The following is an 18,130-nucleotide window of genomic DNA, read 5'->3' as shown; positions in this document are numbered from 1 at the left end:
AGAAGACAGTGTATTCATAAGTTCCGATTCACTGATAGCACACCAACTACGCGCAAAGGGGATTCGGTTCTCAAAAAATAATTCCGTTACGCTGCTAACTAATGGACAAGAGAAATTCGATGACTTGTTCAAAGCCATAGAACAAGCCAAATCGAGTATACATTTGGAATACTTTAACTTCAGGAACGACTCTATCAATGGGGAGCTCTTGAAGAGATTGGCTCTGAAAGCCGGTCAGGGAGTTGAGGTAAGAGCCATATTCGATGGATTTGGAAATGCCAGTAACAATCGCCCAATGAAAAAACATCATTTGGATGCGATAAGAAAAAAAGGTATAGAGATATATCAGTTTAAACCTATACGATTTCCTTGGATACACGATATTTTTAATCGCGATCACCGAAAAATCGTTATCATAGATGGTAAAATAGCATATACGGGTGGGATGAATGTCGCCGATTATTACATAAAAGGTAAGAAAGCAATAGGTTCTTGGCACGACTTGCACTGTCGCATAGAGGGAGATGAAGTGAACACGCTTCAAAAGATTTTTATAGATATGTGGTGGATGGTGGCAGGAGAAAAAATAATCGGCAGTAAATATTTTCGCGGAATATCCAATGCCGACTATATCAAAGGGCTAATACCGGATACTTGTAAATCGGCAGGAAAAAAAATGGTGGGTATCATCAATAGGAAACCACGCATTTCAAATGAAATCATTCGCTACTTCTACATTAACTCGATTAATGATGCGAAAGATAGTATCAAAATCATCAATCCATATTTCACATTGAGCCGGAAATTAATAAACGCTCTTAGAAATGCGGTAAAGAGAGGGGTGAAGGTAGAAATTTTATTGAGTGAAAAAAGCGACATTCCCTTAACACCGGATTGTGGCTTTTACAATGCGCATAAACTAATGAAGGGAGGATGTGTCGTCTGGATTTATAAGCCCGGATTTCATCACACAAAAATCATAATGGTGGATGGGAAGTTCTGCACGGTGGGATCGGCAAACTTAAACGCGAGAAGTTTAAGGTGGGACAGAGAAGTTAATGCCGTCATCATTGACAAAGAAACAACAAAAGAGCTGGACACACTCTTCGAAAACGAAAAGAAAAAGAGTTTCAGACTCACGGAAAAAACTTGGAATGAATGGAGAACACCATGGCAGAAATTCAAGGGATGGGTGGCTCACCTTCTGGCAGCATTTCTATAAACTATATCTTATTGATATCAACATATCCGTGCATGACAGCATATATAGTCAAAGCCGAAACACTTTTTATTCCCAACTTTTCCGTTATTTTTTTTCGATGCGTAATTACTGTCGTGGGACTAATACAAAGTTTTGCAGCAATTTCTTTATTGATGTAGCCTTGAACAACCAAAGAAAGCACTTCTATCTCCCGATTTCCCAAAACCTTATTCTTGAAGATTTGAGGCATTTGAGGAAAATTCTTCCCCCCCGCATGTCCGTGTTGCTCCACTTTCAAAACGTTCTTCACTAACTCATCTTCCGGAACATTAATGCAAAAACTATGAAACCCGGACAGCTGAGAATTGGGATCATTAGTCATGGATAACACGATAGTCTTATTAATTCTATCAGTAAAAAAAGCACGATTTTCTAAAGCTACAGTTTGAGCTACAAAATAATGATAAAACGAATCGGGGGAAGCATGATAGAAATCACTAAAATTGGAAAAAGTCTCAACCGTAAGAATAGGTAGTACTTTCTGAAGAATATACTTTAACCCCAATACTGCCAATGTATTGGGATCAATAATAGCCATACGCGGATGACCATGAGGCATTTTTCCATGCTCAATTTCAAAATGTTCTTCTGTCATCATAGATTTATTCATACTTTTCTTAAGTGAATACAATTATAAATTAACACTGCTGATATCTACGAGGTTATTGACAATGGCATAGATGGTTAATCCTGCCGGAGAATGAATTTGAAGCTTTCGAGCTATATTCCGTCGATGGGTGATAACCGTATTCGTAGAGATACAGAGATGATTGGCTATTTCCTTATTCGTCATACCTTGCACAACACAAATAATGACTTCTTTTTCTCTGTCACTCAGAGTTTCCGTTGAACCACTCGGCTTAATCATATTGGATATTTTCAAAGAAACATCATTTTGCTTACTTTTCATTTCCAAATGACGAATAACCGGAATGAATATTTCATCTTCCACCCGAGCATGCAAATCCAGCCAATTCTCACAATTATATATATCATACAAAGTAGATGTCAATTGGTTGTTGTGTCTGGTATCTGAAGGAAGGTATTTGATAATGATATTCTTCAGTTCGCGCAACTTCACATCTGTCTGCGTATGATGCTTGGAAAACGTCTCAATGTCATATTTCTCGTCAGCATTACCTGCCAACAGAGATTCGACATAAGGAAAAACCGTTTTCTCTTCATATTCCATGTGATGATGAATATCAAACGCATATTCATCGTATATTTTCAATATCAGACGCGCGAAATTATCACTTACATCCAACGCATCAAGTAACTTTTTACGAATGAAAGGAAGTTCATAATCTAAATAATAAGTGTGACAAGCTTTCAGATAGTTAACCAAAGTCGGTATAGACAATCTATCAGTATCATCGTACTCTTTGTACCCATTTATGGAAAAGTTTACAACCGAAAGGAATGTGTAGGTATCAACATTTTGCGCTTCACACACTTCACGAACGGTCTTATCGCCAAAACCGAGATTGATACCAAAACTTCCCAAGGCTTGTAACAAGGCGTAATTATCGGCAATCAGGCTTATCATTTTATCATCAGCCTCGTACATTTTTTGATTCTTCATCGACTTTGTAGTGTTTTATAAGTTTAATGTAATTGATAATATATGAGAAAGCAAAACACTTTTAACTATCGTAATATCCGCAATTTAGTGGGAGACGCACGTATTTCTTCTGACTTTCAATCCATCTATAATCTTAGGGTATCGCTGTCCAAACAATAAATAATAAAAACAACTCACAACAAATTAGAAAAAAGAAGTGCTACCCATGAAAGAAAATTGGGGACATAAAAAACATGTCCCCTTTCTCTTCAATAGACATTATTTCGCATAAGAAACACTGCGCGTTTCACGAATAACAGTAATCTTGACTTGTCCGGGATAAGTCATCTCATTCTGTATCTTCTCCGCAATTTCAGAACTCAACTCCTCACTTTCCATATCGTCCATCTTGTCTGCTCCCACTATCACGCGCAACTCTCTCCCGGCCTGTATGGCATAGGTTTTAGTTACTCCGGGATAACTCATTGCAATCGCTTCCAAATCGTTCAAACGTTTTATATAAGCCTCCACTATTTCACGTCGAGCTCCCGGACGCGCTCCGGAAATCGCATCACAAACTTGAACAATTGGAGCTAACAAACTGGTCATTTCTATTTCATCGTGATGGGCAGCGATGGCATTGCATATCTCCGGTTTTTCTTTATATTTTTCAGCTATTTTGCCACCATAGAGCGCATGAGGCAATTCTGTTTCTTCATCAGGTACTTTCCCGATGTCATGCAGCAGTCCGGCGCGCTTTGCCTTTTTGGGATTTAACCCTAACTCACTTGCCATTACTCCGCAGAGGTTGGCTGTCTCACGAGCATGTTGTAATAGATTTTGTCCATAGGAGGAGCGATACTTCATCTTTCCCACTATCCTAATCAGCTCCGGATGCAAGCCATGAATGCCTAAATCGATGGCGGTGCGTTTTCCTGTCTCAATTATTTCATTATCCAACTGCTTCTTAACCTTTGAAACGACTTCTTCTATTCTTGCCGGATGAATTCTGCCATCCGCAACCAACTGATGCAAAGCCAAACGACAAATCTCTCTCCGTACAGGATCGAAAGCGGAAATGACGATAGCTTCAGGAGTATCATCAACAACTATCTCAACCCCCGTAGCTGCCTCTAACGCACGTATGTTACGTCCTTCCCGACCAATAATGCGCCCTTTCACTTCATCGCTGTCAATATGAAATACACTAACCGAATTTTCTATGGCAGTTTCCGTTGCTACACGCTGGATAGTTTGAACAACAATCTTCTTTGCTTGCTGATTGGCATTTAATTTGGCTTCGTCAACGATTTCATTTATATATGAAGCGGCATCCAACTTGGCTTGATCTTTCAAACTTTCTACTAATCGGTGTTTTGCTTCATCTGCGCTCAACCCGGACAATTCCTCAAGTTTAGCTCGCTCAAGCTGCTGCATTTTTACCAGTTCTTCTTGCTTCACTTGGAGTAATTTCTTCTCATTGTCAATGCGTTGCTGCATTTGTTCTACGTCTTGTTTCCGACGAGCAAGTTCTTCTTGCCGTTGATTTAAAGATATTTCTCTCTGCTTCAAACGGTTTTCACTTTGCTGAATCTTCTGATTTCGCTGATGAACTTCTTTTTCGAGTTCGCTTTTCTTGTTAAGGAACTTTTCCTTAACCTCTAAAAGTTTCTTTTCTTTTATTACTTGGGCATCTTTATCAGCCTGTTCCATTAGCTCATTATATTTTCCTTTTGCCACATAGCGTAAATAGGAATACCCACCTAAACCGCCTAACACAAGGCATATAACAGCAATGATAATTGCTAAAATTGGACTCATTTATTATTGTTTTTGATTATTATTCTTGATTCCCTTTAAGCACATCCTCAATCTCAGAAGTGAGTTTACCAAGAATTTCATTAAAAGGTGCAGTATCATTGCGTGCACCTTCTTTCTTATATCGCAAAGCTATATCGAGCATTGACATATATAAGATATCCTTATCGTTTTTCTTTCCTTTGAAAAGCGTAGAATAAGTATTTACCGTATCGGTAATTAGTTTGGATGCAGAACGATAATATTCCTCATCTTCACGAGGTACATTGACAGAGAGCTCCGTATCATAAACGTGTAATCTTATATGTAACTTATCGTCTGACATATTTCAAGGTTATTTCTCACTGATGAGTGTGATGCATTTATTAACATCTCTAATCAGCTTGGCGATTCTTTTCTGAGCAGTCTCCATATCACCGTCAGAAATTTCAATCATCCGAGCCATTTTTAATGAATTGTAGTCATTGTGTGCTTGAGTCAGTTGTGCTTCAAGATCTTTGATCTTCTTTTCACTCTGTTCCACTTTTGCTCGCCACTCGGTATTTGCATTTTTCATCTCTTCGTATTGGAGAATCATTTGCCTTACACGAGTCGCAAACGTATTTAGTGTTTTCTCATTAGCATTCATACACTCACAATAATTTTGGCTACAAATTTACATTAAAGTTTTAATTTAACAAAATTATTAAACACTTATTTTCAATTGAAAGTATTAGAGCGTAGTTGCTTATTATCTTTTAATCTCTTTTTGGTTTTCCGCTTCAGGCTTCGGCTCTTTTTTTGCTAACAGTATGATTTGGAACACGAAGTCGGTAATCCATTTTCTAGAAAATCCAAGCCTGTTGTTGATTTGACGAATGGAAGCGATCGTCTTTATCACACCAGAATCGGAATAGTCGTTCTTGTCAAAGATATCGTTCACGGTTTTCTCCGTCATACTGTAAATCGCTTTCTTAAAAAAGCCGGGCATACGCAACTTAAATTTCATCAAATTTCCTATCAGCATCATCAAGTCTTGTGTCAATGCCTGAAATTGATATAAATAAGTTTGCGAATCCTGCAACTTCTTACAGTTTTTCTTAATACTCACATCAATTTCGTCGAAAAACAGATCTTCTGTCCCATATAGGTTTTTCATTGTCTTCCGCACACTATTCTTCTCTCCCACCCCCAATTTATTATTGACCGTTGGAACATGGAAAGTTTGTTTATAAGTACGTAAATCCGGCAACATCGCCAAATTGGTGATGCCTAACTTAGAAGCTAAAGCAGCTTGAAAATAGACCCTCACCAATGCCATGTAGTCATTCATGCCACCGATTTTTTCACCATCGCCTTTATTCTTCTTGAATATCTTAGAAATTATTCCCATTTAAGTTTGTTATTAATAATGTTCTTTAATTCGTTAGTTTTTCTTCAAATGCAAAGTTAATAAAATAAAATAAGATTTTGATTACCTTGGATATTTTTTTTATTACAATGTTAAAATATCAATTTTAATTATTACCTTTGCGAGCAGTATATGAATAACTCGGAAACAGATAGGACCGAACGCCTCGAAGTATTATATGGCTTCAGCCGTAAAAAGATGAAAGCAAAAGGTCTAATCTATTTCAGAAAACAATTAACAGAGCATTGAAATGAAAGGTATTGTTCTTGCTGGTGGCTCAGGCACACGCCTCTACCCTATTACAAAAGGTGTCAGTAAGCAATTGATTCCTATCTATGATAAACCGATGATTTACTACCCTATTTCGGTTTTGATGTTGGCAGGAATAAAAGAGATTTTGATTATCTCAACTCCCAGCGATTTACCAAGTTTTAAAAGATTATTGGGCGATGGAAGTGCGTTTGGGGTTGAATTTCAATATGCCGAGCAACCATCACCTGACGGATTAGCACAGGCGTTTATTATAGGAGAGCCGTTTATAGGTAATGATAGCGTCTGCCTTGTCTTGGGTGATAACATTTTTTATGGGTCGGGCTTTACGGGCTTACTTAGAAGTAGTGTAGATACAGCTGCGAAAGAAAACAAGGCAACTGTATTCGGATACTTTGTCAATGATCCGGAAAGATATGGGGTCGCAGAATTTGACGCAGCCGGTAATTGCCTGAGCATTGAAGAGAAACCGGAAAATCCTAAAAGCAATTATGCCGTTGTAGGACTTTATTTCTACCCCAATAGCGTTATTGAAATCGCAAAGAACATCAAGCCTTCAGCAAGAGGTGAATTAGAAATCACTTCCGTAAACCAAGAATTTCTTAAAAGAAACAAGCTCAAAGTTCAAACATTGCAAAGAGGATTTGCATGGTTGGACACAGGAACACACGACAGCTTATATGAGGCAAGCACATTCATAGAATGTATCGAAAAAAGACAAGGATTAAAAATAGCATGCTTGGAGGAAATTGCTTTTAAAAAAGGGTGGATTAGTAAAGAACAACTAATTAAAAGTGCACAGATAATGTCGAAAAATCAGTATGGACAATACTTACTGAAAATGGTTGAACATAATAAATAAAAGCAACAACAAGAAACTTATGGAAGATAAAAAATACAGCGAAGAGGAAAACAGAGAACAGGAAGGAAAATCTTCTTTTGATTTCATGAAAATCATCAGTACGGTTATTCTATATTGGTATTGGTTCATACTTTCAATCATTATTTGCACTGGTTTAGCTGCCATTTATTTGCGATATGCCACACCCATCTATGAGGCTTCTGCAAAATTATTAATCAAGGATCAGGACGACAACAATGGTTACAGCAGGAAGTCATCCCTACAAAATATGGCGAATTTGGGCATCATATCTAATTCCACAGGTATTGACAACGAGATGGAAATATTGGCCTCGCGCTCATTGGCACAAGACGCCATTAGGGATATGAAAATTTATGTAAGCTATAGCAGCAAGGGACGAGTGGTAAACCAACCCTATTACCAGAACCAGCCCCTAAATGTAGATATTGATGCCGCTCACTTGGAACTACTGAACAAACCCATTGATTTAACCATAACAAGGAAAGGGTCGGTATATAATGTTGTCGGCATATATTCGGTGCCCATTGATGAACGAGAGTCAGAGGGACCATTCTCCTTGAAAAAAAGTTTCTCCTCGCTACCTGCGAGAATCAACACACGTGCAGGAGTCATCACTATTGACACCAATTCGGGACATGGCTTGAAAGATGGAGAATCTCTATTGGTAAGAATAGAATCCCCCAAGTATGTCGCAAGCAGATATGTAGGTGCATTAAAAGTGGCACAAACATCCAAGATGACTTCCATTGCCCAACTACAAATAACGGACAAGATACCACAACGCGCCATCGACTATTTGAAACAACTTGCTATTGTCTATAATCGTCAGGCAAACGAGGACAAGAATTTCATCGCGTTAAGGACCGATAAGTTTATCAATAATCGCTTGCAGAAAATCAACAGCGAGCTTGGAAAGACTGAGGGACAGATGCAGAACTATAAACAAGATCACGGTATGGTTGAACTGCAAATGAACTCAAGTGCCAACGTGTCCAACCAAAACACATACGAGCAAAAACTTGCCGATGCCGATGTGCAAATAGAGTTGTTCAACAATATCGCGTCAGAGGTGAGAAGTGCTGCAAGGAATTTCTCACACGTCATTCCTGCGAATGTTGGAATCAACGATGCAAGCACGTCCAACTTAATACAGAAATACAATGAGATTGTTCTCGAGAGGAACAGATTGCTAAGGAGTGCTTCGGAAACGTCTCCGGTGGTAGAGCCGCTCACCGACCAGTTGCGCACCTTAAACACCAACATTCTTACTGCCATTGAGACATCAAGAAAAAACTTGGAAGTCCAAAAGAGTGGCATTGCGGAACAGTTCAGCAAATACAACAGCAATGTCGCCCAAACACCACAACAAGAAAGAATGCTCACCCAGTTTGGCAGACAGCAAGAAGTAAGAGCAGGACTTTATCTTATGCTTCTACAAAAGCGTGAAGAAAACAACATCTCATTAGCTGCCACCGTGGACAAAGGCAAACTGATTGATGAACCACAATTTATAGGCAAGGTGCGCCCGAGAACTACGATAATCATGCTTGGTGCTTTCCTGTTAGGATTATTCTTACCTGCCGGATTCATATTCATCGTACAATTCTTCAGATATCGCATTGAGGGACGTGATGATGTAGAACAACTTACCAAACTGCCGATTATCGCGGATGTGCCAATTGCCAGCAACCAGGCAAAAGGCAAGGCTGACATCGTGGTTCATGAAAACAGAAATAACCAGATGGAAGAAGTTTTCCGTTCTTTGCGAACCAACTTACAATTCATGCTCACCGAAGGACAGAAAGTCATCTTGTTCACCTCGTCCACATCAGGTGAGGGTAAAACCTTTACTGCCTCCAATCTTTCCATCAGTTTCGGACTCTTAGGCAAAAAGGTTATTTTGGTTGGACTTGACATCAGAAGGCCTCGATTGGCAGAACTCTTCGGCATCAGAGATCATAAACACGGAATAACAAACTTGCTTGTCAAGAATCAGCCTACCGCAGAGGAGGTCAGAGAGCAAATTCTCCCATCCGAAGTAAACAAGAACCTCGACCTTTTGATGGCAGGACCGGTTCCTCCAAACCCATCCGAATTAATTGAGAGAAATTCTCTAAAGATTATATTCGATATACTGAAACAAGAGTATGACTACATACTTATAGATACAGCACCCGTCGGCTTGGTAACTGATACACTGCAAATAGGACGAATTGCCGATGCTTCAGTATATATGTGCCGCGCCGACTACACGCCGAAATCTACATTTGAGATGATTAACGAACTATCAGCAGAAAACAAGCTGCCAAATATGGCACTGGTACTCAATGGAATAGATATGTCGAAGAAGAAGTATGGCTATTACTACGGTTATGGCAAATATGGTAAATACGGCATTTCCAAATACGGCAAATATGGTAAATATGGTGGCTACAGCTACAGCCATTACAGCAACAAGAATGATAATTCGGTAAAACGATAAAAACACAAATCTAAAAAGTGTGTTGCTCATATTGGAGCAACACACTTTTTGCTTTAAACAAAATAAAAATGATAATAGCAGTTGATTTTGACGGAACGATAGTAGAACATGAATATCCCAAGATTGGGAAAGAAATTGTCTTTGCAACAGAAACATTAAAAGAACTCATAAAAGATGGGCATCAGCTCATACTATGGAGCGTGAGAGAAGGAGAGTTACTCCAAGAGGCTATTGACTGGTGCCACGAAAGAGGAGTTGATTTCTGGGCCGTAAACAAAGACTACCCGGAAGAAGAGAAAGGAAAAAACAATCATTTTTCACGCAAACTGAAAGCCGATATGTTCATTGATGACAGAAACCTCGGTGGCTTACCCGATTGGGGAACCATATACAGAATGGTGAAAAATCACGAAACGTGGGAAAGCATGGGCTATAATCACCCCAATCCATCGTACGGAGAGAAACCTAAAAAGAAAAAACATTGGTGGAATAGATAATAGCATCCTGACAAATCAGTCGCTTCGCCACTGCACTTTCCACAGAACAACTACATTACCGATAGGTGGTAATTGGATTACCAATGGGTGGTAATTGGATTACCAATAGGTGGTAGTTTCAACAAGATACGGCATTCTGTGTCAAAACCTTGGAAAGCCGGCATTAACAAATAAGCGACTGCACTGAATGGGAGTTGTAAACTCTTGAACATACAATATGTTTAAAGTACCTCTTCACGTCTATCATGAAAAAATGAAGAACGTTGATAGAAGAGCTGCTTTACAAGAACTTGCTTTTGAGTCACGAAGTTTTCGTGCCTATCCCCTTTTCAACTATTTTCCCTCCTTATCCAATACGGAATATACGCTATTATTACTGATATATTCGGGAACGATGGCTTTCATTTTTCGAACTATATCCATATTGTTATAACCATGACTGATTTTTATCAACTCTTCTACTTGCCGGTTGATATTGTCATAATCATATTCCTTTACTTTGGCAATACGAATTTTCTTATTGAAACTGGGAAGTGTATTTTCGGTTGTGCTTAGAACTTCCTCATAGAGTTTTTCGCCGGGACGCAGCCCTGTATATTTAATCTTCACGCCCTTCGCGCCCGCAAGTTTAATCATACGCATGGCAAGATCTGCAATTCTAACCGGTTTGCCCATATCGAACACGAAAATTTCCCCACCATTCCCATGTGTTCCTGCCTCCAATACAAGTTTGCAAGCTTCAGGAATAAGCATGAAAAAGCGGATGATGTTCGGATCGGTAACCGTAACAGGTCCACCACTTTTTATCTGCTTCGTAAACAAAGGGATAACCGAGCCGTTCGACCCTAATACATTGCCAAACCGCGTGGTAACGAACTGAGTTCCGGAAGGCGAATTTTCTTTCTTTATCTTAGCATTCAAACTCTGACAATAGATTTCGCAAATTCGCTTCGAACATCCCATCACATTGGTAGGATTTACCGCCTTATCAGTAGAAATCATAACAAATTTCTTTACTCCGGACTTCACGCTAAGATCAGCAAGCACTTTAGTACCCAAAATATTATTCTGAATACTTTCAGAAGGATTATTCTCCATCATCGGAACATGCTTGTAGGCGGCAGCATGGAAAACGAATTCCGGTTTATACTCTGAAAATATCATTTCCATTCTGTCATAATTCGCAATACTTGCCACGATGGTATGAGCCTCGATATGTGGAAAATTGAAATTTAACATCAGGCGAATGTCATGTTGAGGCGTTTCAGCCTGATCCACCAATATCAATTCCGATGGTTCGTAAGCTGCTACTTGTTTTACCATCTCTGCTCCTATCGAACCTGCGGAACCCGTAATCATGATTCGTTTCCCTTTCAACAGGCTTTCTATGGCGTTCATATCCACAGATATTTCATCACGTGGAAGTAAATCTTCTATTTTTACTTCTTGGAGTTGAATGTGAGAAAGGTCATCATCCGTCTCTGACCATTCCCTTGTTCTTTGCGCTAAATATATATTAACTCCCGCATTTAACAAAATATCTTGCAACTGCATATCTGCCCGGAAGCGATCTATCTGTATGGGGGATACCAACACCGCTTGAATATTCATGGATTTCAAAAAGTCGGATAGTTTCTCGTTTACGGAATATACCTTTGTCCCCATCAAGACACGCCCCTTAAAAGTACTATCATGAGCTATGAAGCCCTTAAGACAGTATTTTGTCTGCCGATCATTCTCAAGGTTTCTTGCCAATCCTAATCCTCCCTCCTGAATGCCATAGATTAACGTTCGTACACCTTGCTTGGAACTTATCATCAAATCATACAGAGACTTCACTGATAACCGGAATACACTCATACCGATTGTCGCAAATATGTACATGACGATAATTTGCCTGCCCTCTAAATGTACAAAAGGGTAATGCACTTCATTAATAAAATAATGAATTATCTCCGCAAGAATCAATGAGAAAAGCATTGCATAGGTTACTCGCCGAATATCTGCTAAAGAAGAATAACGAATGATACCGGAATAGGTTCTGAAAATGCGGAAACCTATTAAATTAAGCGTCATATAAATTAAGATTGTTTTAGACAACAATCCAAGATTTGCAAACGTAACAACACCATGGTAATATAACCAAAAAACAAAAATTCCGGCAAAATAGCATATCAAACAGTCAATTAGCAACACTATCCAATAAGGAAGAGCGTTCTTTGTGAAATACCAATCAAATATTTTCTTAAACATGACCATAATTTTGTATTATAAAATCTTTCACGGATGAGGGACTAACAGATGCGGCGACAATAAAACAAACTTACATCATATACTTTGATGTTTCGCTTGATACTCGCCACTAAAAAATAAACCAATAAGCAGGGTGTAGCTTACTTTTTAACTTTATTCCATATCCAAAGCATCAGGACAGAACCAAAAAGGGCAGTTCCCAAAGAACCCCAAAAGCCACCGCCCCAATCAACGTTCAGCCATGAAAGAATATTCCCTCCTATTACACCGCCTAACAAACCAATAATGATATTCCAGATGCAACCCGACTTGTTTTTCTTCACAAAAAAGCCTGCCAACCATCCGGCTAAACCACCAACAATTAACGAACCAATAAAACTATTCATAACAGATATTTTTAATTATTATTTTTTACCTACACTTTCTAACATATATCTTGAAACAGATTGAAAACCATTCAAAAAAGACTGCGCATCCATGCGCTTCTTACCGGACATCTGAACGCACTTCAATTCCAAAAGGTTATCTTCTGTATTTACAAACAACTTATTCCGAAGCACGTGAAATGTTCCCGGTTCACCAATACTTCTCTCGTCTGTTTTTGCAACCTCAAATATTTTCATCACTGCATTTCTATCAGGCAAAGATTTCGTTTTACAGTTTTTCTCATCAATAAGACGTAACTTAGACCATGCACCCGGATAAGGCGACAAACCTCGTACAAAATTATTGATATCCGTTGAGCTGCAATTCCAATCTATCTCACAAGTTTCCTTGAATATCTTGGGAGCAATCCTTAAATCCTTATCATCCCCAATTTGAGGATTACTGATATTCTTCAAGACCTCTCCAAACCCCTGTTTGCTCATATCGGCAGTTACGCGTGCCAATATCAAATCAATGGTTTCCAAAGCAGCTTCTGCTCCTAAAGCCATTAATCCGTCATATACATACTCTACGTTTGCCGTTGGCGGGATAGTGAATTTCTTCTGAAGAATAATTCTTCCCGTATCAATGTCATCGTCAAGAAAGAACGTTGTTACCCCGGTCTCAGATTCCCCATTGATGACAGCCCAGTTAATGGGAGCTGCACCTCGATATTGTGGTAATAAAGCTGCATGAACATTGAATGTGCCAAATCGTGGCATAGACCAAACCTCATAAGGTAACATCCTGAAAGCCACAACAACTTGCATGTCAGCGTTATATTCCCTCAGGGCATTTATAAACTGGAGATCTTTCATTCTTTCCGGTTGCAAAACCGGTAATCCTATTGAAAGCGCATATTGCTTCACGGCAGAAAACTGAACCGTGTCGTGATGCCTCCCCACCGGTTTATCCGGTTGAGTAACCACCGCCACAACATGATATCCGTTTGCGACCAACGCTTTTAAAGAACTCACGGCAAACTCCGGTGTTCCCATGAAAACAATTCTCAAGTCTTCCTTATTCATAGTTATTGCATATCAGTAGTATGATGAGCCTCATCTATTCCGCACTGAAATCGGCGACATAGCGACGATAGGTATTGTACAATCGTGTACGAGAAATATATCCAACAAGTCTGGAGTCCACATCTATCACCGGAAGATTTTCAGCTCCGGTTTTCTCGAACACTTTCATTACTTGTGCCATAGGATCGTTAACGCTCAACAAGGCAGCCGGCTGTGTCATTAATTGTCCGACTACAAAACGTTTATATAATTCAGTTCTGAATATTACATGACGTATTTTAGTAATGTCCACCTCACCAAGCAAAGTTCCATTATCATTAACCACAGGTAAATAACTGTTTCTGCTCGCGCTAATGGCATGAATCATTTTCCCCATTTCCATATTCGGGTCAACGGACGTGAAATTCTTGTCAATAAGACTGTCCATACTCATTAATGTCAATACCGATTTGTCAATATGATGGGTAATGAGTTTCCCCTGTCGAGCCAACCGAACAGCATAAATACTGTGTTGTTCGAAAATGTTAATGGTAAGATAAGAGCTGATAGTCACAATGATAAGTGGAATGAACAAATTATAGCCACCGGTTAATTCTGCTATCAAGAATATTCCGGTGAGTGGAGCGTGCATAACGGCAGCCATTACACCTGCCATGCCATATAACGTGAAATTCTTCTCCGGGATATAAACTCCCACTTGATTCATATTCCATATTCTGGCAAAGAAGAAACCGGCGAAACCGCCTATAAAGAGCGATGGGGCAAATGTTCCTCCACAACCGCCTGCACCATTTGTAGCACTGGTAGCGAAGACTTTGGTAATCATCACCAAGCCCACATAAAGAATAAGAAATTTGCTTTCACCCGCAAACATCGAGTTGCCTAACACCCGATTCCAATCTGCCTCCGTTTTGCCCTCAATGAAAATGCCCAAACTGCCATAACCTTCTCCGTACAACGCCGGAAATAAAAAGATTAGAGAGGAAAGTACCAATCCTCCCACAAGCAATCGTTTATAAGGATGCGTGGAAAGTTTGGAATAGCCATCCTCACACCATGACATCACGCGCATGAAATACAATGAGAGGAAGCCACATCCTATACCCAATAGAATGGTGGCAGGAACTCTGCTCAAGCTCCACAAATAATCCACCCTAAAATCATACATTGCCGAGCTGCCCGTGAAAAAATAAGAGAAGCACGTCGCAGTTACCGATGCTATCAGTATGGGCAACAACGATGCCATGGTTAAATCGACCATCAAGACCTCAAGCGTGAACACGAGTCCCGCAATGGGAGCTTTGAAAATTGCGGATACGGCAGCAGTAGCACCACACCCAACGAGTAACATCAAGGTGCGCTTATCCATATGAAAGATGCTTCCCAGATTGCTTCCTATTGCCGAGCCCGTTAGCACAATAGGAGCCTCGGCTCCGACGGAACCGCCAAATCCTATGGTGATGGCAGAAGCTACTATCGAAGTCCAAGTATTGTGTCCTTTAAGTTTTGAGCGTTTGGTGGAAATTGCGTACAAGACACGTGTAATGCCATGCGAGATATTATCGCGAACCACATACTTTACGAAAAGACTTGTGAGCCATATCCCGATAACAGGGTACAACAGATACAACCAGTTAATGGTCATTACCCTAAATCCGGAAGTGATAAGTGTTTCTATCTCCTTGATTATCACATGAAGTACGTATGCCGCCACGGAAGCGAAAAAGCCCACGACAAAAGCCAAGAACAACACGAACTGACGGTCAGAAATGTGTTCTTTGCGCCAATCGTTTATCTGTACAATGACATTTTCAGCGAGCATTGCTTGTTTATTCGTAACTTTATCGTTATTTATCTTTATGCTAAAAAAGGCAGTTCACTTTGGTTTTACTTGCGAATGATATTGATTTCTCCCTCTGTCCCCACTCTAATGATGGTAGAAGGTTGATGGGGATAATGTTCCTGCCGACGTGTTTCGCAGACATAATCAACCGCGTTTAATATTTCTTCCGAGATATCCTTGTAATTCTGTGCTGCAGGCTGACCGCTGATATTCGCGGAAGTGCTTACGATAGCCTTCTGAAATCTGAAACACAATTCTTTTGAAAATGCTTCTTTCGTAATTCTAATCCCTATCGAGCCATCCTGTGCAATGAGGTTAGAAGCCAAATTCACAGCTCCATCAAGTATCAACGTCGTAGGCTTTACCACCGCATCAATAAGTTGCCAAGCTGCCTCCGGAACATTCCTGACATACTTTTGCAACCGAGCATCAGAATCAACCAAACAGACCAATGCTTTTGAGTCATCGCGATGCTTAATTTTATAGACTTTAGCTACAGCATCCGGATTTGTGGCATCACATCCAATTCCCCATACAGTATCAGTGGGATAGAGAATTACGCCACCTTTTTTCATTACCTCTATAGCATTTTTTATATCTTCCGCTTGCTTCATCTTGCTTTATAAAACCAGTTCTTTCTTTTTATAATCGCAAAGTTATTGCAAAAAAAACGATAATCCAAGAAAAAAACGTAAAAAGATACAGTTACATCCAATAGTGTTCTAATATTTTTTAGGAAACTCACACTACATCGCATAAACCTTAAGACGTGATGTGTTTTTCTCTAACTATAATATGGCGTATACCTCCTTATATCCCCAATCGTATTCAGATGGTGGCAAACAGATTCTTGACACAGAGCATTCACCTCTATCATCATTACGAAATAACATGACAAATGCAACATCCGAAAGTCCGCCTATAACTCACTGATAATCAGTATAATATTAATCTGATTTTAAAAGGTAAGCTTTTGCACTTCAATTCCTTACCTTTTGCATTGCAAAAGGTAAGCTTTTGGAAAGTGAAAGGTGAGCTTTGGATAGATGGATGAAGAATATTGTCTTTTCCTGAATTCACTTGTCAGATCTGACGATGTATTTCTGTTTTACTTGTCAAATATTTTCTTATTTACTGAATGACTTGACATTAACATTATATAGTTTAAATTTGAAGTCAGTGCACTTGCATAAAAGAAGATGGACAACACCTAAGTTCCGTCATATTTTCGGCAAGGTCTTAGGGGGCTCGATGCCCCCTGGGACCTTTGGTGAAGATGGCATAAGACCGTCGTTCGCCATATTTTCGGCGTTCCAAAGATACTTTATATTTTTCTTTTTTGCAAGCATTTATCTCTTTTTCCAAAGATTTCTCCCGGGCTGTTCGCCTCTATAGACATCCATCGGACATTTCATTCCTATGCTCATATGCGGTCGTCTGTAGTTGTAGAAGGCTATTGCCTTGGAGATTTCCATGTTGGCCTGGTCATAATCTCGGTACATCTCCTGCTGGTAAATCCACTCAACCTTAAAGGTTCCATTCGTCCTTTCCGCCACAGGATTGTCCGTAGGATTGTACCGTTCTGTCATACTAACCCTGATATGGTGGCACATAAGAGTTTCAACATATAGGTGGCAGGCGTATTGCGAACCTCTGTCAGAGTGGTGTATCGTTCCGCAGAGGTTGCCTCCTCCGGCTGCCTTAACTGCCATTAGCAATGCCTCCTTCGTATTTATAGCCTCCATGGTTTCGGATAAGCACCAGCCTATGACAGCATGTGAGTAAACATCTGTAATGAGATGGAGGTACAGGACGTTGCCGTAAATCCAAACGTAGGTTATGTCGGCTGCCCAAATGTGGTTAGCATACATTGCCGTAACACCTTGTACAAGATTAGGATACTTCCTATAAGGATGATTGGAGTCCGTTGTACGTCTTCGCTTGTTCTTGGGAAGCATAAGTCCTTCTGAAGCAAGTAGTTTTAAGAAGGAGTCGCGACCATGAGTAACATCTTCACCTAGCTCCGACTTGAGGAGGACGTGCAGTTTCACACCGCCTATCCCGGGACAGCAGGCACGATAGTAGAGTACATTGTCAACTATCAGTTTACGCCTTTGCCGCTCAGAAATCACAAGCTTGCTGCTTGCGTAATACCACTGGCGTTTCTTGCCAAACAGCCCACAGAGGAATTCCACGGATACACCGGGAAACTCCTCACGCAGCGCCGTTACTGTTTGGCACCATCTTTTTTTAAGATGCTGATACCCTCCTCGGATTCGGCTATCTCTATGAGTTTCTCATAGGCACGGCTGCGCATCTTCTCCAAAGACAATGCGTGTTGGAGGTTCACTATCTTCTGGCGCAATATCTCATTGTCTGTCAAATTCGTTTCTTTATGAGCCATACGATACCTCT

17 protein-coding genes are annotated in these 18,130 nt (G+C 40.0%); 4 read left to right on the top strand and 13 right to left on the bottom strand.

Annotated elements, in window-relative coordinates; genetic code table 11:
- The first annotated feature begins 16 nt into the window (after positions 1–16).
- Positions 17–1,222, top strand: coding sequence for a cardiolipin synthase (gene cls, locus E0E16_RS02405; protein ID WP_255418131.1), 1,206 nt, complete (start codon positions 17–19; stop codon positions 1,220–1,222).
- Position 1,223: 1 nt separating this feature from the next.
- Here the strand turns inward: cls and E0E16_RS02400 are convergent, their stop codons facing one another.
- The 6 genes from E0E16_RS02400 to E0E16_RS02375 form a co-directional block, all read right to left on the bottom strand.
- Entirely contained in the window at positions 1,224–1,820 is a 597-nt protein-coding gene (locus E0E16_RS02400) for a response regulator transcription factor (protein ID WP_394348691.1), read from the bottom strand.
- Positions 1,821–1,892: 72 nt separating this feature from the next.
- Complete coding sequence (locus E0E16_RS02395) at positions 1,893–2,846, bottom strand: helix-turn-helix transcriptional regulator (RefSeq protein WP_130828669.1); 954 nt, start codon at positions 2,844–2,846, stop codon at positions 1,893–1,895.
- Positions 2,847–3,104: 258 nt separating this feature from the next.
- Positions 3,105–4,646: a ribonuclease Y gene (rny, locus tag E0E16_RS02390; RefSeq protein ID WP_130828668.1), complete on the bottom strand. Its 1,542-nt coding sequence runs from the start codon at positions 4,644–4,646 to the stop codon at positions 3,105–3,107.
- 19 nt (positions 4,647–4,665) lie between these two features.
- The gene (locus E0E16_RS02385; RefSeq protein WP_130828667.1) at positions 4,666–4,968 is read right to left on the bottom strand and encodes a cell division protein ZapA; all 303 of its coding nucleotides are present in this window, start codon (positions 4,966–4,968) and stop codon (positions 4,666–4,668) included.
- A gap of 9 nt (positions 4,969–4,977) precedes the next feature.
- Positions 4,978–5,271: a coiled-coil domain-containing protein gene (locus E0E16_RS02380; protein ID WP_130828666.1), complete on the bottom strand. Its 294-nt coding sequence runs from the start codon at positions 5,269–5,271 to the stop codon at positions 4,978–4,980.
- Positions 5,272–5,373: 102 nt separating this feature from the next.
- Positions 5,374–6,015 carry a DUF8491 family protein gene (locus E0E16_RS02375; protein ID WP_130828665.1) on the bottom strand — a complete coding sequence of 214 codons (642 nt, stop codon included), beginning with the start codon at positions 6,013–6,015 and terminating at the stop codon, positions 5,374–5,376.
- A gap of 268 nt (positions 6,016–6,283) precedes the next feature.
- Between E0E16_RS02375 and rfbA the strand changes: the two genes are divergently transcribed.
- The 3 genes from rfbA (at position 6,284) to E0E16_RS02360 (ending at position 10,165) form a co-directional block, all read left to right on the top strand.
- Positions 6,284–7,165: a glucose-1-phosphate thymidylyltransferase RfbA gene (gene rfbA, locus E0E16_RS02370; RefSeq protein ID WP_130828664.1), complete on the top strand. Its 882-nt coding sequence runs from the start codon at positions 6,284–6,286 to the stop codon at positions 7,163–7,165.
- A gap of 19 nt (positions 7,166–7,184) precedes the next feature.
- A complete protein-coding gene (locus E0E16_RS02365; protein ID WP_130828663.1) occupies positions 7,185–9,668 on the top strand; it encodes a GumC family protein in 2,484 nt (827 codons plus the stop codon).
- Between the two features lie 68 nt (positions 9,669–9,736).
- Positions 9,737–10,165 carry a BT0820 family HAD-type phosphatase gene (locus tag E0E16_RS02360; protein ID WP_130828662.1) on the top strand — a complete coding sequence of 143 codons (429 nt, stop codon included), beginning with the start codon at positions 9,737–9,739 and terminating at the stop codon, positions 10,163–10,165.
- 333 nt (positions 10,166–10,498) lie between these two features.
- Here E0E16_RS02360 and E0E16_RS02355 read toward each other — a convergent pair whose 3' ends face one another.
- The 7 genes from E0E16_RS02355 to E0E16_RS13440 form a co-directional block, all read right to left on the bottom strand.
- A complete protein-coding gene (locus tag E0E16_RS02355; RefSeq protein ID WP_130828661.1) occupies positions 10,499–12,424 on the bottom strand; it encodes a polysaccharide biosynthesis protein in 1,926 nt (641 codons plus the stop codon).
- Positions 12,425–12,558: 134 nt separating this feature from the next.
- Positions 12,559–12,804 (bottom strand): GlsB/YeaQ/YmgE family stress response membrane protein, encoded by a 246-nt coding sequence (locus E0E16_RS02350; RefSeq protein WP_130828660.1) that lies wholly within the window; start codon positions 12,802–12,804, stop codon positions 12,559–12,561.
- A gap of 18 nt (positions 12,805–12,822) precedes the next feature.
- Complete coding sequence (gene fmt / locus E0E16_RS02345) at positions 12,823–13,872, bottom strand: methionyl-tRNA formyltransferase (RefSeq protein ID WP_130828659.1); 1,050 nt, start codon at positions 13,870–13,872, stop codon at positions 12,823–12,825.
- A 34-nt stretch (positions 13,873–13,906) separates the two neighbouring features.
- Positions 13,907–15,694 carry a chloride channel protein gene (locus tag E0E16_RS02340; protein ID WP_130828658.1) on the bottom strand — a complete coding sequence of 596 codons (1,788 nt, stop codon included), beginning with the start codon at positions 15,692–15,694 and terminating at the stop codon, positions 13,907–13,909.
- A gap of 65 nt (positions 15,695–15,759) precedes the next feature.
- Positions 15,760–16,329: an L-threonylcarbamoyladenylate synthase gene (locus tag E0E16_RS02335; RefSeq protein ID WP_130828657.1), complete on the bottom strand. Its 570-nt coding sequence runs from the start codon at positions 16,327–16,329 to the stop codon at positions 15,760–15,762.
- A 735-nt stretch (positions 16,330–17,064) separates the two neighbouring features.
- Entirely contained in the window at positions 17,065–17,910 is an 846-nt protein-coding gene (locus E0E16_RS02330) for an IS3 family transposase (RefSeq protein ID WP_240048166.1), read from the bottom strand.
- A 32-nt stretch (positions 17,911–17,942) separates the two neighbouring features.
- Positions 17,943–18,119 carry a hypothetical protein gene (locus E0E16_RS13440; RefSeq protein WP_165444179.1) on the bottom strand — a complete coding sequence of 59 codons (177 nt, stop codon included), beginning with the start codon at positions 18,117–18,119 and terminating at the stop codon, positions 17,943–17,945.
- Between the last annotated feature and the right edge of the window lie 11 nt (positions 18,120–18,130).

Source organism: Prevotella rectalis, from assembly GCF_900607215.1.
Taxonomy (GTDB): domain Bacteria; phylum Bacteroidota; class Bacteroidia; order Bacteroidales; family Bacteroidaceae; genus Prevotella; species Prevotella brunnea.
This window is presented reverse-complemented; position numbering and strand designations above follow the sequence as displayed.

Excerpts from the sequence above, each read along its gene's own strand:
- E0E16_RS02400 (WP_394348691.1), bottom strand. The coding sequence starts at position 1,820 with ATGCCTCATGGTCATCCGCGTATGGCTATTATTGATCCCAATACATTG.
- E0E16_RS02395 (WP_130828669.1), bottom strand. The coding sequence starts at position 2,846 with ATGAAGAATCAAAAAATGTACGAGGCTGATGATAAAATGATAAGCCTG.
- rny (WP_130828668.1), bottom strand. The coding sequence starts at position 4,646 with ATGAGTCCAATTTTAGCAATTATCATTGCTGTTATATGCCTTGTGTTA.
- E0E16_RS02385 (WP_130828667.1), bottom strand. The coding sequence starts at position 4,968 with ATGTCAGACGATAAGTTACATATAAGATTACACGTTTATGATACGGAG.
- E0E16_RS02380 (WP_130828666.1), bottom strand. The coding sequence starts at position 5,271 with ATGAATGCTAATGAGAAAACACTAAATACGTTTGCGACTCGTGTAAGG.
- E0E16_RS02375 (WP_130828665.1), bottom strand. The coding sequence starts at position 6,015 with ATGGGAATAATTTCTAAGATATTCAAGAAGAATAAAGGCGATGGTGAA.
- rfbA (WP_130828664.1), top strand. The coding sequence starts at position 6,284 with ATGAAAGGTATTGTTCTTGCTGGTGGCTCAGGCACACGCCTCTACCCT.
- E0E16_RS02365 (WP_130828663.1), top strand. The coding sequence starts at position 7,185 with ATGGAAGATAAAAAATACAGCGAAGAGGAAAACAGAGAACAGGAAGGA.
- E0E16_RS02360 (WP_130828662.1), top strand. The coding sequence starts at position 9,737 with ATGATAATAGCAGTTGATTTTGACGGAACGATAGTAGAACATGAATAT.
- E0E16_RS02355 (WP_130828661.1), bottom strand. The coding sequence starts at position 12,424 with ATGGTCATGTTTAAGAAAATATTTGATTGGTATTTCACAAAGAACGCT.
- E0E16_RS02350 (WP_130828660.1), bottom strand. The coding sequence starts at position 12,804 with ATGAATAGTTTTATTGGTTCGTTAATTGTTGGTGGTTTAGCCGGATGG.
- fmt (WP_130828659.1), bottom strand. The coding sequence starts at position 13,872 with ATGAATAAGGAAGACTTGAGAATTGTTTTCATGGGAACACCGGAGTTT.
- E0E16_RS02340 (WP_130828658.1), bottom strand. The coding sequence starts at position 15,694 with ATGCTCGCTGAAAATGTCATTGTACAGATAAACGATTGGCGCAAAGAA.
- E0E16_RS02335 (WP_130828657.1), bottom strand. The coding sequence starts at position 16,329 with ATGAAGCAAGCGGAAGATATAAAAAATGCTATAGAGGTAATGAAAAAA.
- E0E16_RS13440 (WP_165444179.1), bottom strand. The coding sequence starts at position 18,119 with ATGGCTCATAAAGAAACGAATTTGACAGACAATGAGATATTGCGCCAG.